The 15,407-nt window shown below is 50.2% G+C and carries 13 protein-coding genes; 8 read left to right on the forward strand and 5 right to left on the reverse strand.

Going from position 1 to position 15,407, the window contains the following annotated elements:
• Positions 1-153 precede the first annotated feature (153 nt).
• Positions 154-3,327, reverse strand: a complete 3,174-nt coding sequence (locus tag ACFSDB_RS04265; RefSeq protein WP_204890824.1) for an efflux RND transporter permease subunit — start codon at positions 3,325-3,327, stop codon at positions 154-156.
• A gap of 12 nt (positions 3,328-3,339) precedes the next feature.
• Positions 3,340-4,158, reverse strand: coding sequence for a TetR/AcrR family transcriptional regulator (locus ACFSDB_RS04270; protein ID WP_204890823.1), 819 nt, complete (start codon positions 4,156-4,158; stop codon positions 3,340-3,342).
• Between the two features lie 303 nt (positions 4,159-4,461).
• Between ACFSDB_RS04270 and ACFSDB_RS04275 the strand changes: the two genes are divergently transcribed.
• On the forward strand, positions 4,462-4,983 hold the full coding sequence (locus tag ACFSDB_RS04275) for a GyrI-like domain-containing protein (RefSeq protein ID WP_204890822.1): 522 nt from the start codon (positions 4,462-4,464) through the stop codon (positions 4,981-4,983).
• Positions 4,984-5,078: 95 nt separating this feature from the next.
• Here ACFSDB_RS04275 and ACFSDB_RS04280 read toward each other — a convergent pair whose 3' ends face one another.
• Positions 5,079-5,549, reverse strand: a complete 471-nt coding sequence (locus ACFSDB_RS04280; RefSeq protein ID WP_204890821.1) for a competence protein ComK — start codon at positions 5,547-5,549, stop codon at positions 5,079-5,081.
• A gap of 241 nt (positions 5,550-5,790) precedes the next feature.
• Here ACFSDB_RS04280 and ACFSDB_RS04285 point away from each other — a divergent pair, with 241 nt between their 5' ends.
• Together ACFSDB_RS04285 and ACFSDB_RS04290 are read left to right on the forward strand one after the other, a co-directional pair.
• Positions 5,791-6,276, forward strand: a complete 486-nt coding sequence (locus ACFSDB_RS04285; RefSeq protein ID WP_204890820.1) for a sigma-70 family RNA polymerase sigma factor — start codon at positions 5,791-5,793, stop codon at positions 6,274-6,276.
• Positions 6,277-6,387: 111 nt separating this feature from the next.
• Positions 6,388-7,626, forward strand: a complete 1,239-nt coding sequence (locus tag ACFSDB_RS04290) for an ATP-binding protein (protein ID WP_377339235.1) — start codon at positions 6,388-6,390, stop codon at positions 7,624-7,626.
• Positions 7,627-7,688: 62 nt separating this feature from the next.
• Here ACFSDB_RS04290 and uvsE read toward each other — a convergent pair whose 3' ends face one another.
• On the reverse strand, positions 7,689-8,585 hold the full coding sequence (gene uvsE / locus ACFSDB_RS04295) for a UV DNA damage repair endonuclease UvsE (RefSeq protein ID WP_204890819.1): 897 nt from the start codon (positions 8,583-8,585) through the stop codon (positions 7,689-7,691).
• A 92-nt stretch (positions 8,586-8,677) separates the two neighbouring features.
• On the opposite strand from uvsE, the gene ACFSDB_RS04300 reads away from it, so the two are divergent.
• Entirely contained in the window at positions 8,678-9,163 is a 486-nt protein-coding gene (locus tag ACFSDB_RS04300; protein WP_204890818.1) for an SRPBCC family protein, read from the forward strand.
• Positions 9,164-9,247: 84 nt separating this feature from the next.
• On the opposite strand, the gene ACFSDB_RS04305 is transcribed toward ACFSDB_RS04300, so the two are convergent.
• Positions 9,248-10,015, reverse strand: a complete 768-nt coding sequence (locus ACFSDB_RS04305) for an NRDE family protein (RefSeq protein WP_204890817.1) — start codon at positions 10,013-10,015, stop codon at positions 9,248-9,250.
• Between the two features lie 179 nt (positions 10,016-10,194).
• Here ACFSDB_RS04305 and ACFSDB_RS04310 point away from each other — a divergent pair, with 179 nt between their 5' ends.
• From ACFSDB_RS04310 to pdxA, 4 genes are all read left to right on the forward strand, one after another.
• Positions 10,195-11,907, forward strand: coding sequence for a PrpR N-terminal domain-containing protein (locus tag ACFSDB_RS04310; protein WP_204890816.1), 1,713 nt, complete (start codon positions 10,195-10,197; stop codon positions 11,905-11,907).
• A 171-nt stretch (positions 11,908-12,078) separates the two neighbouring features.
• A complete protein-coding gene (locus tag ACFSDB_RS04325; protein ID WP_204890815.1) occupies positions 12,079-13,071 on the forward strand; it encodes a 2-keto-3-deoxygluconate permease in 993 nt (330 codons plus the stop codon).
• Between the two features lie 4 nt (positions 13,072-13,075).
• Positions 13,076-14,380 carry a four-carbon acid sugar kinase family protein gene (locus tag ACFSDB_RS04330; protein ID WP_204890814.1) on the forward strand — a complete coding sequence of 435 codons (1,305 nt, stop codon included), beginning with the start codon at positions 13,076-13,078 and terminating at the stop codon, positions 14,378-14,380.
• Positions 14,367-15,374 carry a 4-hydroxythreonine-4-phosphate dehydrogenase PdxA gene (pdxA, locus tag ACFSDB_RS04335; RefSeq protein WP_204890813.1) on the forward strand — a complete coding sequence of 336 codons (1,008 nt, stop codon included), beginning with the start codon at positions 14,367-14,369 and terminating at the stop codon, positions 15,372-15,374. Before ACFSDB_RS04330 ends, pdxA begins: the two co-directional genes overlap by 14 nt.
• The last annotated feature ends 33 nt before the right edge of the window (positions 15,375-15,407 follow it).

The raw sequence follows: 15,407 nt of genomic DNA on the forward strand, positions 1-15,407 counted from the left end.
TGTTTGTTGGAATCGTATTTTTCGTGTTGCTGTGCATATTTTAACCTTTGCTGAGCGTATTTTAACCAAAGCCGAGCGTATTTTAACTTTTGCTGTGCATATTTTATAAAAACAGAACCGCCCCGGCCACAATGGCAGGGGCGGTTCTATGCATTAATTCGTTTCTTTTTTGCGGAATTTCGCTACCACTTCATAGACGATCGGCACAATGACCAACGTCAATAGGGTCGAGCTTGTCAGTCCGCCGATTACCGTGATGCCGAGGCCTTTGGAGATCAAGCCGCCGCCTTCTGCTCCGATAGCGAGCGGAATGAGCGCGCCGATTGTCGCGAGGGCCGTCATCAGGATCGGACGAAGGCGCGTCGAGCCTGCTTCAAGCAAGGCTTCCCGCGTTGTAAATCCTTCTTTCTCTTTGTGGATGACGCGGTCGACAAGGACAATCGCGTTCGTGACCACAATCCCAATCAGCATCAAGACGCCGATCAAGGCGTTGACGCTCAGGGCTTCTCCGGAAATCCACAGCGCAACCAATACGCCGATTACCGTGAATGGCAAGGAGAAGAGGATCGCAAATGGTGCCAGTGCTCCGCCGAATGTAACCACCAATACAAAGTAGACGATGGCGATTGCAGCCAGCATCGCTAAGCCTAGCTGCGTGAACGATTCGTTGATTTGTTCAGTGACGCCGCCTTGGTCGGTCGTGACGCCGCTCGGCAATTCCAAATCGTTTATTTCTTCATCGATTTCTGCAGAAACTTCACTTGCATTGTTGCCGATAACTTCTGCGGAAAGGGAAGCATACATCTGGCCGTCACGGCGGTTGATGGTATCCGGCGATTTGCCTTCTTCGACTTCCATGACCTCACCGATAGCAACCGTTGTGCCGAGTGCTGTCGGAATTTGGACATCTGTCACATCCTGAATGCCGTCATATTCGGTTTCCGGCACTTCCACGTAAACATTGACATCTTTGCCTTCATGCCGGACTGTCGTAAGGACCGGAGCTTCACCTGTACCGCGGAGGACCATGCCGACTTGAGCTGCCGTCAAGCCATTCTGGCTGAGTGTTTCCTGATTGGCAACAAGTGTGTATTGATCATAGGCTTCGGTAAGACTTGATTCCACTTTTTCCAAACCTTCATTTTCTTCCATGATCGGTTGGATTTCACTGATTGCCGTCTGGATGTCTTCGATGCTGTCGCCGTATACGAAGAGCTCAAGACCGCTCCCGCCGACTGCAGCGAAATCCATCGTCTTCCATTCGCCGGCTTCGGTTTGGCCGTTCAATTCTTCAATCAATTTGGTGCCTTCATCGCTGAAATTCTCGAATTCATCATCGTATTCAATGAAGAACAGCGCGGAATTATTGCCGCCGCCGGATATGGCCGCCAATGGGTTGCTGCCGCCGAGCGAGTACTGGTAAGTCGTGACGCCTTCGCGTGCATCAATCAAACCTTCAGCGTCCAGAGCGATCCCTTCAACATCTTCTCTCGTTTGGCCAGGTTCCGGCGAATAAGTCGCCATGACCATTTTCTGTTCTTCTTCCGGAAGGAAGCTGACGCCGATGACCGGCACCAGGAACAAACTCGCAACAAGAAGGACTGTTGCTGCGCCGAACGTAACGATCTTATGGCTTAACGACCATTCCAGGACGCGCTTATAGAATCCGGCCAGTTTGCCCGGCTTTTCTTCTGCATGTGTTGTATTGTTCTTCAGGCCGCGCAATTGTTTGCCGTACATCGAATGCGCAAGCATCGGCACGATGGTGATTGCCACTAACAGCGATGCCGATAGGGCAAAGACGACTGCCAATGCGAACGGCAGGAACAATTCGCCGATCTGTCCGCTGACCAGGGCAAGCGGCAGGAATACCGCAATCGTCACCACAGTGGACGAGAAGATCGGGATGAACATTTCGCGCGTCGCTTCGCGGATCAGTGCTTTGCCGCGCAAAGGTTCGCCAGGGAGCGCCATGCGGCGGTAGATGTTCTCAATGACCACAATGGAGTCATCAATGACGCGGCCGATCGCCACGGTCAATGCGCCGAGCGTCATGATGTTCAAGGTGATGTCGAGCTGGTTCAAAAGGAAAATCGCCATCAAGAGCGACAACGGAATCGAGATGATCGAGATGACCGTCGTCTTGAAGCTGCGAAGGAACAAGAGGATGATCACCACTGCAAACAGGATGCCGAACAATGCTTTGCTGAGCATCGTTTCAACCGACTGCTCGATCGGTTCGCCTTGGTCGAACGTTGTCGTGATCGTCAAATCGTATTCTTTTTCCAAATTGGCCGCAATGTCTTTGACTGCATTGACGACTTCGACTGTATTGGCGTCAGGCGACTTGACAATCTGGATGCCGATCGATTCTTCGCCATTCGTGCGCGAGATCGATTCGGCTTCGCTGACCACTTCGATTTCCGCCAGTTCGCCCAAAGCGACAGTCGGGAGTTGGGCAGCAGCAGGGGCTGCGCCAGGTACTGCCCCAAGTGCAGCGGCAGGCATTTCACCAGGTACCGCATCCGGTGCTGTTTGGCCCGGTGCGGGTGCGCCAGGCGTATTGCCCGGATTAGCCGCTTGCGGCACTGCCGGGATCTGAAGGGCTTTCAAATCGTCGATTGTCGCCATATTGCCGTCGATGACGAGGTTTTTTAGCTCGCCGTCAAATTCAGTGAGGCCAAGCGGAAACGTAAGGTTGGAAGCTTGAATCAGGCCTTGGACCGTTTCCTGGGTCAAGCCGTATTGCGCCATTTTTTCTTCATTGAACGCCATGGTGACTTTCTGCAGCCGCTGTCCGGAAATTTGGGCATCGGCCAATCCGGCTACCCCTTCAATTTCAGGAAGGACCGTTTCTTCGACAATCGCGGTCAGTTCTTCCAATGACTGGCCGGAATCGCTGACGCTCAGCGTCAGGACAGGGAAAGCATCAATGCTGATGCGCGACACTTGCGGCTCGCTGGCCTGTTCAGGGAATGAAATCTCGGACATCGCCGATTCAACTTCGCGGACAGCTTCGTCCATATCCGTATCGAAATCGAATTGCACTTGAATCGATGAAGCATTTGCCAGCGAAGACGAAGTGAGCAATTCCACTCCGTTTAAATTCTGGATGCGCTGTTCAATCGGCACTGTCAATTCATTCATGACTTCGTCAGGTGCTGCACCTGGATAGGGAGTAATAATGGTGAGCGCAGGGACGGTGATGTTCGGGATCGATTCCTGCTTCATCGTAAGTCCAGCGAACAAGCCTGCCACGACGACCATGATCGTCAATATCCATAAGGCAAACTTATTGTTCAGGGAAAAATCAATAATCTTCTTCATGCCACTTCTCCTTTAGATGTACTTCTTTAATAGGAATAACTCTTTTGCGATTTTCGGCTCTTGCTCCAGATAAGCGAGAAGCGCTTCAACTAAAAATTCCTGCCGGTCCGGTTTTGCGGCTTCTTCTCTCAATAGAAGGAGGGTGTCGAGCAGCTTTTCCTTTCCGCTGAGGTCCCGGCGGATCTTATCTTCAATCGCTTTAAAAGGATCTGCGGGTGGAGCCGGGATTTCGTTCCGTCCTTTTAATACCGGTTCCAGACCGGAGAGCCCGCCGACAATCGCATCGATGCTGCCGGAGATAAAGCTGGCAAGCCGATGGACATCGACACTCCGGTTTTCAAAAATCAGGATGAAAAAGTACTCGCGCTTGATGCCTTCTAAGATGGCCACAAGATCAGCCAAGAAAGGCTGGATTTCGTTCCCATATACATCAAGCAGGCTGTTTTCCGTCAATGCCAGCTGGGCTGCCCTCAATTCCTCGAACAAGGGCATCATCCGGCTGGCCTCGTCTTTCGGGAAATCCTTGAAAACCATCAAAAAGAACTCCTTGTTGTCGAGCGTCTGTTTGATTTCAAGCTGAAGTTTCCCCTTGAACGCCTCTTTGCGGTCTGTTGCGCCTTCGAAGCTTGAAGCAGCAAGTTCGGCGGTCAATTCATCCTGGTGCCTTTTCAGCAATTCGATAAAGAGGCTATCTTTCGATTCATAATGCTTATAGAACGCGCCTTTCGATATCCCGGCCGCTTGGGCGATTTCCTGGACCGAGGTTTGGGCAAAGCCCTTTAAAGAAAATAAATGCATGGCCACATCCATCAATTCCTGCTTTTTATCCATTCCAACCCTCCTGAAACCCGTTGGTCATAAAATTGACCGTTCGGTCATTCCTTAACAATAAGTCTCTTGAACGGACAAGTCAATTTCGCAATCCCGAAAATTTATGTACATTCTATGGCAGTATAAAAATGGCTCAAAAAGGAGGGCAAGCAGGAATTTTTCATGCAAACCCGAATAGTTATTACTGTATGGGCTGAAAGGGCATTTGGTTAATGCGAAGGCTGAAACGGTGCAAACAAAATGGTTTTCGGAGGTCAGCTTATATAGAAGGAGTTTTCAGCAGTAGAGAAAGGACAGGTGGATATGGCGCATAAATTCAGCAAAGGGCCGGGCGTGGAAATGAAAGCGGAACAGCCCTACGTGGCAATTCCAATCCAGGTAACGCTCAGGGAGTGGGGAATGACAGCCGCGATGGTGCCGGAAGTTCTGGATTGGATTGCTAAAAAAGGAGTGAAGGCCGTTGGGGCGCCGTTTTACAGATACTGGTGTCTGGGCGGCCAGGATGGCGAATATGCATTGGAAGTTGGAGTGCCGGTCGAACACATGGTTACCGGCGATGATCGGGTAGTCGCAAGTTCTATACCAGGCGGATCTTATGCAGTCGCTGTGCACCGGGGAGATCCGGACATGCTCCACGATTCTTTGGAAGCACTTGAGCGTTGGGCATTGTCGGAAGGCCTTCAGTTTGATAAGCGCTGGGAAGAAGAAGAGGAAATTTGGAATGGGCGCTTTGAATTTTATTTGATAGACTCGCAAAATGAACCCGATCCCGCAAAATGGGAGATCGAGCTGGCATTCCTTTTGATGCGGGATGAGGCAGCGTAAACGGAAAGACACCTCGCTCTGGATTGGATGGCCGTCCAACACACAGGGAGGTGTCTTTTGTATTTAATAAATGAGGTACTACTGCCAATACCGGATTATGTATTGTGTCTATCACGGACTTTCATATAATAGTAAAGCATTTCGTACATACGGGTCCGCTGTTTTTCCAATGTATGGATGGAAACATCCAAATCGAGCGTGATACCGTATTTTTCATAAATGATGCGGGTCTTGCCGGGTGCAACCATTTCAGTCCGGTAATCGTGATTGAAAATCCAGATGCATTCCGGGTGGGAAGGTGACTTGGTCGGAAAGGCGGCTACTCCATCATTCGAAATGAGGATCGGCGTCTTTTTATGCTGTTTGAGATTGTGCCGGTTCGCCTTGACGCGGCCTTCGTAGGTTGATGCATACAGCATGCAGGTCCGGTCAATTAGCTGCATCGCCGAAAGTGGCGAATACATCACTCCATGCTTTGTAACTATTTTAGTTCTCCGTTCTGTTTCAAAAAATGACATTAAATAAAGCGTTGACCGGTCGATAAAATGATACTCATACTTCCTCAACCCCTAAACTCCCCTTTCTGTATTCTAGAAAATTCTACCATTGTAATGGAAAGAAAATCAATACCGTTTTCAGAAAAAAGGATGTTTTTTGACAATTAACTAAATCAAACGTCTCGTATGCGGAGAGGTTGGAGCGAAAATCATTAGATAAAAAGACTCATTCTTCTTTTTGATGCTTATACAAGAATTATTTATGCTGAAGTCACCCGGGAATACCAAGGACGTCCGGAAGGACAAAGCAATGAAAGATTTTGACCAAGCAGCAGAACAGTATTCGCCGATGATTTCAGCAATCATCCGCAAACTCCATATTTACCGCGATTATGACGCCTATCGCCAAATCGGCAAAATCGCCCTTTGGCACGCCTGCTGCCGATATGAAGAAAGCAAAGGGGACTTTACGCCTTTTGCATACCGCTCTATTCATGGCGCCATGCTTGACGAACTGAAACGGGAATCCCGCTTCACGAGCCGGTTTGCTGCTTCTGAAGACGTTTCGCTGGAAGAAGTGGAAAGCGGTTCGATTGAAGACCGGCTTCCTGAATGGCTCGATGAAATCCGTTTGACAAGAAACGAGCGGAAACTGCTCGATGAGCTGTTCGTCCAAGGTGTCACTGTCAGTGATTTGGCCCCAATCTACGGGCTGTCAGTTTCAGGAATGAAAAAGAGGAGGGAGCGTGTGCTGAAAAAAGTGAGAAGCGGCATGCCGGCTGAATTTTTTAAGTAAGCTTACGAAAAACTTGGCGGATGGGATGGAATGTGCTGTAGCGGAAAGGTATAATGAATTTCGCAAGCAAAGGGACAGGAGGCGGACGCTATAGCCCAAATGATGACAGGAATGATCAATAATATATTTTTCATCATTTTTCCGATCCTTCTTTATCAGATGTTCGGAGCCCTCGGCAAACGCAATTTCTTTGTCAGCCACCGTGTAACGCTTACCATCCTTTTTTCAATATCAATCATTCTCTGCATGGTGTTTCCATATCAAATCATGACAGACCAATACATTTTCGATCTGCGCCAAGTGCCGATGATTGTCGGAGCACTTTATGGCGGACCGCTTGTCAGTGCGATTCTTTTCCTGGTTTCTGCCGTGGGCCGCATTGCAATTGGCGGCGACGGCATGTATATCGCCATCTTGAACCAATTTGTCGTTGCCTTGGGCGTGCCGTTCCTGCGCCCGCTTTATATGCGGATCAACCGCCTTGAAAAAGTCGGGCTCGTTTTCGTTGTATCGATTTTGTCGCTGTCGTTTAATGCGGTAGCGGGCTATTTCCTGTTCGGAGATCCGTTCCATGATGTAGTCGGCATCTGGTTGATGCTGATGCTCAATCAGGGGGCGATCATCTCGCTGGCCGCACTTCTGATCGAACATATCCTGCGGCAGGAATACCTGCTCAGTTCGCTGGTGAAACACGAGAAGCTGGAAACTGTCAGCAATTTTGCCGCTTCCGTTTCACACGAGCTGCGCAATCCGATCCAAAGCATCAAAGGGTTCGTGCAATTGATGAAAGAGCATGAGTACTCAAGGGACAAGCAATTGGAGTTCTACGACACCATGCTCAGCGAAATCAAGGCTGCCGATCAATTGATTGAAGACTATCTCGTTTTTGCAAAACCGGTTTTTGCCAAGCTCGAAACCGTGTCAGTGAAAACGGAAGTCGAGCATGTGGTGAAGGTGCTGAAGCCTTTTGCCAGCTGGCAGAAAGTCGAGATCCAATTGCTGAAAAATGGCGGGGATGCGCACATACTCGCTGATCGGCAGAAGTTCCACCAAGCACTCATCAATATTATCCGAAACGGAATTGAAGCGATGCCTGCGGGCGGAACATTTAAAATCCAGATCAAGCAAAGCGCCTCAAAGGTGGCAATCATCCTGATGGATGAAGGGATCGGCATGTCGAAGGAGGAAGTCCAGCGCCTCGGAGAGCCGTATTTCTCGACAAAAAGCAAAGGCACCGGGCTTGGCATGATGGTCGCATATAGCATCGTGCGCCAAATGAACGGTGAAATCGGTGTCCATTCCGAAAAAGGGAAGGGCACGGTATTTAACGTCGAATTTCCGCTCGTTTGATGCACTACCCAGCTTAACAAACAATAAAAAGCGCGCCGGGAATTCCGGCACGCTTTTTCCATTCATATGATTTCCGTATTGCTGTTCTGGCGCTCTTTCAAGAGCCGGACAAACGGCAGGACAGACTGTTCTTTCATTTTGGCTTCGAACATGATGTCGGCATCTGTGTCGCCTAACAATATCAGCAGTTCATTGAAATCTTCCTCTGATACAATATCGTGGTGGCGCAGGTCGGTGAAGCCTTCCTTCCCGGTGCTGATATGGATTTTCGGGGTGCCAACCCCTTCCCAGGTGGCCAGGATTTCGGCAAAATCGACCGGCTTGCCGTCGTTATTGCAGTTGTGGTGATGAATATCAAAACAGATCGGCACACCGCACATTTTGTTGACTGCCAGAACGTCGCGGATTGTGAAGGTCTTGTCGTCATTTTCCAGTCGCAGCCGGCGTTTGATGCTATTGGACAATAGGGCGTAGTTTTCTGCGAATCGCTGTTTGGCTGCTTCTTTGTCGCCGTAAGCCCCGCCCGTATGGACAATCAGGTCGTTGCCGCCCATGAGTGCGATAAGGCGGTCATGGTATTCAAGGTCCTCGACGGATTTACGGACAACATCCGGTTTAGGGGAATTCAGCACCGTATACTGGCCGGGATGCATGGAAACCCGCATTCCATGGGTCTCGACAAGTTCCCTGATGACCGAAGTGATCTGTTGCACATCCGGATCTTCCCACCACACCCAGTCGTTGACGGGGTGGGTGGAAAGGGGAATGATCGTGCTTGAAGCCCGGTAAAAATAGATATCATTTTCCAGATTCCACCGGAGGATATCCAGTGTGGTCTGCAGATTCACCAAAGTCAATTCCTTTATTTTCGATGTGCCTTCAGCTTCTGCAGTCGCAAGGCGTACTGTCCGGAAGACGGTTTTCAATTCTGTATTCATGCAGGCATAGCCTAATCTCATGGTCGTCAACTCCTCAATGGTTCTATACCCGATTTCGCGGGGGGCATTCGTGTATAATGGAATTACTTGAAAGCAAGAAGGGGGACAATCTGATGCGTGCGGAAATTGTGCAAACAGATCAAGGCTACACAGCCACTTATAACCGCCATATGGCTCACAGTCCGGAAACGGTCTGGGCGATGTTGGCAGAAAACGGCAAGCTCAAGCAATGGTTTCTGGAGCTGGAAGTGAAAGAGCTCCGAAAAGGCGGGTTTCTCTCATTTGATATGGGCGATGGCACTTTTGAAAAGATGGATATTGTTGATTTCGAAGCTGGCAGTGTGCTGGCGTTTGAATGGGATGAAGGACAGGTCCGCTTTGAAATCCTGCCGGCAGAAGGCGGAAGCCGGTTGACCATGGTGGAATCCTTTCCTCGGATCACGCAGCATACGGCAAAGGACCTTGCGGGATGGCATGTCTGTTTTGATGTCATCGAAGCCCTGCTGGACGGACGGAAAATCGAGCGCAAACGGGAATGGGAAAAAGAGTACGAGGAATACAAGCGGCTGCTCCAGAGCCTCAGCGTCGAGTTTGAATAACGGAAAGAAATATATTGAAATAAGGGCCCATGGCTTGAAGCAGTGCTTCAAGCCGCGGGTCCTTTGCTGTTTCAATTAGCTATGTCATTTGTCCGCTGCGATTTGGAATTCGAAAACATTCTCCTCTTTCACTTCGCCTTTTTCATATACCCGTTCGGCAAAAGTGATATGTCCGTCGTGGCCGACAAGCAGGACCGTCGAAGAACGCGTACCGTATTCAGGGGTGTGGATGAACATCGGTGAAAGAACTCTCTCCCACTGGGCTCCCACTCCTGTATCCGGCAATTCGCCTTCATCGGCCTGATCGGCATCTTGCAGAAAAGCGAACAGGTCCTCAATACGAATTTCCTGGTTATCGGATAAATACCGCTCAAGATACATCGTCCCTTTGACGACTTTTGGCCAAGGGGTGTCGAGGAAGTGGTTGCTCAACCCATGAATGCCGGGTTCAACCTCCTCTGCCTTTGCGTCAATGTTATTATAATAAAATAATTGATTGGCATCGCCTGCCAGCAGATTGAAGCCGGCATAATCCTCCGGCACGAGATTTTCCAGAAATTCGCGAGGGGCTATGTCAGATGAAAGGAAATTCCGGACGATGGCGCCTCTTGAAATTTTATCGGCATCAGGCACCGACGGGTCGCGGAAGTTGGTCAAAGCGGCAATCCTTCCGGACGTTGTAACGCCCAGCCATGTCCCCATCTGCATCAGGTCGCGCCCAGCCAGGAGGGTGGGATGGTCTTTCCAGAAATGCGCCGTTTCGGTCGGGCGCAAATAAAATTCGTCACGGTTTGCAGCCATGATAAGTTTGTATTTTGGATGGCCATCAAATTGAAAGTTGATCAAACACATGAAATCACCCCTTTTTGAAAATTATATCGAAGAAAGCGGGAAGTTGACAGGCGGACAGCTTCGGGCGGAAAGCTGTTGGGCGCATGAGGAAAGGCTGCTGCGGCAGGCTGAATTTTTCATTACCAATGCGTGGAATATTGCTATAATGGCAAAAGATATTGGAAAAGGGGGCATCTGCGGTGAAGCGGAAGATCAATCTCGGTTTTATTGCACCGTATAAAGCGATGGAGCCTGTCATCAAAGAACTGGAGTCCGGCAATCCGGATCTGAAAATAACTGCACAGACCGGCAATCTGGAAACCGGTGTCGCTTATGCCAGGCAGATGGAGAAAGACGGAGCGGACATCATCATCAGCCGAGGCGGTACCGCGAAGATGATCCGGGAATCTGTCGGCTTGCCGGTTGTGGATATCCACATTTCGGGGTACGACTTGCTGCGCTCCATCATGTTGGCGAACAGCCATTCCGATGAAAAGATCGCATTGGTCGGTTTCCCGAATATCACGCTGGGCGCATCGTCGATTGCCAGTCTGCTCGAGATTCCATTGGAAGTGGTGACAATCCATAAAGCGGAAGAAGTGGAAGAGGCACTGCTCGGATTGCAGCGCAAAAATTATACCCGCATTCTGGGCGACGTGGTAACGGTAGATGTGTCGTCTCAACTGGGCATGAATGGAATGCTCATTCATTCGGGGCGGGAATCCGTTCTGGAATCCTTTGAAGAAGCGCGCCGCCTCTTCAAATCATTGGCCACGAGCCAAAAGCTTCTTCGCATCACCCAGGAGCTGCTTGTCCGGCAGGAATCGGATTTTGTGGTGGCGGATGACGAAGGGCAGGTTCTTCTTCAGAAATGGACTTCTTTTGACGAGATGCCATTGTCACCTGAAGATATGAAGAGCCTGCGCATCCAGGCATTAAGAAGTGATGCGGCAACCGTCAAGATCGTACACCAAGAAAGCGGAGCTTTGAGCGTTCGGACCGAACCCTTGCAGGACCGGGACGGAAAAGCTGTTGCGTTCTTCTTTGAGCCGGTCAAAGCAGTTCTGCAGCAAGCACCAACTATAGAAATCGGACAGATCAGCCAAATTCCTCCGCTGATTGCAAAGAGCCCTTCGATGAAAAAAATCAAAGTGATGATTGAGTCTCTGGCCAATACGGAACGGCCTGTTTTTCTAATCGGAGACGCCGGCACAGGCAAAAAGTCGATTGCCCGTTATCTGCATAGTTTCCACCGGAAGCCAGGTCTCTTTGTGGCGGCCGGATTCAGCGAGGCGGAAAATCTGATTGAGGAAATTTTTTCGCTTCCCGTTTCCACGCTGTTTATCAAGGTAGATCCCTCGCTTGACAATGCTGTCCGCCGGCTTTCGAATTTAGCTGAATTCGCTGCCTCCCGCGGAATCCAGCTTGTCATATCTGCCGATTCGCAGATGCCGGGAATAAACGGCACGGAAGAATTCAGGGAATCAGCAATGATCCAGATTCCTGCTCTTGAAAACCGCCGGGAAGACATCGAAGCCATCTCCCACCAATTTTTGGCCGAGTTCCATCAGGACTTGGGAACACAGCCGGTGAAAATCCGGCAAGAGGCCATGGAGGAAATCATCCAGTCGCCGGCTGCAAAAAACCTGTCCTCGCTCAAGAAGTACCTCAAGCAACTGGCTCTTCTTGAGAAGGGGTTTGTCATAGAAAAGGGCACACTCCAGCAATTGCCTGCCAGGAAAGAAACGGGAATCCAAGTAGGAGTCCTCCAATTTTCTGCGAATGAAACCTTGAAAGAAATCGAACGGAAACTGATCGAACAAGTCTTGGAGGAAGAAGATTTCAACCAGACAAAAGCAGCAAAACGGCTGGGCATCAACCGGGCGACATTATGGCGCAAACTCAAAGAATGAGTTTGCGTTCTTTTATTGCCTTCAACTGTTGCGAAATTAAACTATTTCAATTGATTTAGTAAAATAAAAGAAATATGTGTTGCTTTTTAAAACATTTATTTTTAAAGTAAAAGATGAAAGCGGTTTATCTAATAAGAATCTGCGAAAAATGGAAGAAAAGAGGCGAAGAAGATGAAAATCAAAAAGACTTTAGACCGAATTCCTGGCGGCATGATGGTTGTGCCTTTATTGTTAGCAGCAACGCTCAATACGTTGGCTCCGGATTTGCTGCGAATCGGCGGGTTCACCCAGGCATTGTTTGTCGATAGCGCAAATGCGCTGATCGCTTTGTTCCTGCTAGTCACTGGAGCACAAATCAACGTGAAAACGTTCGGTGTCTCACTTGCCAAAGGCGCTACGCTGCTGACGACCAAATGGGTTGTCGGGGCATTAGTCGGACTGGTAGCCTATATGTTCGCGGGTGAAAACGGCCTATGGCTTGGAATTGCTCCGATTGCTGTCATTGCGGCGATGACCAACAGCAACGGCGGATTGTTTGTCGCTCTTGTCGGGCAGTACGGAAGCAAAGAAGACCGGGCAGCATATTCGCTGCTTGCCTTGAATGACGGTCCTTTCCTAACGATGGTTGCTTTGACGATTTTCGGTGCAATGGGCTTTGTGGAAGGTTTGTTCTCGCCAGTCTCCTTCATTGCTGTGCTATTGCCGATTCTAATCGGGATGATTCTCGGGAACTTGGATGAAGACATGCGCTCTTTCCTGGATACCGGCAGTTCGATGCTGATTCCGTTTTTCGCATTTGCACTCGGCATGGGCATTGATTTTAATGCCATTATCCAAGGTGGATTGGGCGGTATCGTTCTTGGGCTCGCTACGGTGTTCGTAACCGGTACGGCTGGCTATCTCGTCTTCAAAGCGCTGAAATGGAACCCGATTGTCGGTGCTGCTGAAGGCTCGACGGCCGGGAATGCGGTAGCGACGCCGGCAGCAATTGCAGCAGCCAGTGCCAGCTTTGCCGGAGTGGTGGATATTGCAACAGTTCAGGTAGCCGCTTCTACCGTCACGACGGCGATTCTTTTGCCGCTTTACATTGCGTTTCTTGTAAAACGGCTGGAGCGGAAAGGTTTTATCTTCGATAACGGCGATCTGATCAAAAAAGGGGCGTAACGACATGAAGAAGATGGCAACACAGATCGGCATCATTGCGGATGATTTTACAGGAGCGAATGATACGGGTGTGCGCCTCGCGCAAAAAGGCCTGAAATCGAAAGTGCTGCTGACAGATTCCATTGACTACAGCCGATTGCCGGAACAGGATATCGACGTCTGGATCATTGACACCAACAGCCGGGCGATGGGTCCTCGAGCTGCTTATGAAGCGGTTTTTCAGGAAATCAGCCGGTTAAGCGGATGTGGAATCCAATCATTTTACAAAAAAGTGGATTCAACGCTGCGCGGTTCGGTCGCGTCGGAATTGAAAGCCATGCAGGATGCCTCCGGGCTTGACCTGATCTTCCTGGCGCCGGCTTTTCCGGCAATGGGACGGACTGTCGAAGACGGGGTCCTGCTTGTCAACGGCAAGCCGGTGGCAGAGACGGAATTTGCAAAGGACCCGAAAACGCCAGTGCTCCATAGCTACATCCCGGACCTGCTGGCAGACGGCGGCTCCAAAACGGCTGTATTGACCAAAGAAATACTTCGCGGCTTGAAGCCTGAACAATGGGTTGATGAACAGCTCCGTGATGGTGTGCAATGGATTGTCTGCGATACGGTCGAGGAAGGGGATTTCCGGAAGCTTTCCGAACTGGCGAAACGACTGGATGTTGCGGTCGGATGGGCAGGTTCCGCCGGAATGATCAATCATTTATATACAGAATATGAAAGAGAAAATACAGAAAATACTCTTGAAGGGCCGCTTGAAAAAGTTCTTGTCTTGTCCGGCAGTTTATCGGGGAAAACGGGTGAACAGCTTGAAGCATTGAAACTTCGGCCTAATACCTTGATGATTGAAGTAGATCCGTTGGATTTGCTGGAAGGCGAAGCGGAAGTTTTCGAGGGCGTTTCACGAAAAGTCCGGACGGACGAATTTGACTGCGCCGTGATCTATGTATACGGGTCCCAGGAAAACCGCAGAAAAACCGCTTCCTGGGCAGAAATGAACGGCCGGACGGCCAATCAAATTGGGCAAGCAATCTCTGCCGGCATCGGAAAACTCGCACGTCAGGCGCTGGAAACAACCGCCTTCGATGCCCTGATCATGACCGGCGGCGATACGGCAAAAGACATCTGCAGCGAACTGGGCATCCATGATATGGAGCTGCGGTTTGAAGTGGAAGCAGGATTGCCGTTGGGCATGGTAGCATGGAACAATAAAGAAATGCCGGCAATTACGAAGGCGGGCGGTTTCGGAAATGCGGAATCGCTTTCCAACGCAGTCGATTATCTGAGAGGAGCGGGAATACATGCAAGCAATTAAACCGATCATCGGAATTACAATGGGGGACGCTGCAGGCGTCGGCCCGGAAATCATTTTAAAGAGTTTTGAACACGACAGCGTCCACGAATCAAGCCGGTCGTTCGTCATCGGCGACGCCTCCATTCTCGAGCGGGCGAAAGGGTTCACAGGGAGCACAAAAGCCATCCGCCGGATCAGCGAACCGGCCGAAGCGAAATTTGAGCGGGATACCATCGACTGCCTGGACATGAACCTCCTGCCGGACACATTGCCAATCGGTGAAGTGTCGCCGGAAGCGGGAAATGCCGCATTCCGGTATCTTGAAAAAGCCATTGCTTTAGCGAATGCCAAAGAAATCGATGCCATCTGTACAGCGCCGCTGAACAAAGAGGCATTGCAAAAAGGCGGCCACTTGTACCCGGGGCATACTGAGATTTTGGCTGAGCTCACTGGTACGAAGGATTATTCCATGATGCTGTCAGCTCCGAACCTGAAAGTCATCCATGTGACGACGCATGTCGGCATTATTGACGCAATCAACATGATTACGCCGGAACGAGTTCTGCATGTGATCCAGCTGGCTCATGATACGCTTTCGAAAGCAGGCATAAAAAATCCGAAAATCGCAGTGTGCGGCATCAACCCGCATGCAGGGGAAAACGGGCTGTTCGGCTATGGGGAAGAAGAAGAGAAAGTCATTCCGGCAGTGAAAAAAGCGCAGGAAGCAGGCATCGATGTCCAAGGGCCGCTGCCGGCAGACACGCTGTTTTTCCGCACAGTCCGCGGGGATTTCGATATTGTGGTAGCCATGTACCATGACCAGGGGCATGCGCCGGTCAAAGTGCTTGGCCTTGAAGCCGGAGTCAACATCACGGTCGGGCTGCCGATCATCCGGACGAGCGTCGACCACGGAACTGCATTCGACATCGCAGGGACCGGCAAAGCAGATGAGAAAAGCTTGGTGGAAGCGCTTCGCCAAGCAGTGGAACTGGCTCCTAAAAGAGAAAGCGAATAACAAAGAAAGCCCAGCCGCAAAACGCGGCTGGGC

Source organism: Planococcus chinensis, assembly GCF_042681545.1.
In the GTDB taxonomy this organism is placed as follows: domain Bacteria; phylum Bacillota; class Bacilli; order Bacillales_A; family Planococcaceae; genus Planococcus; species Planococcus chinensis.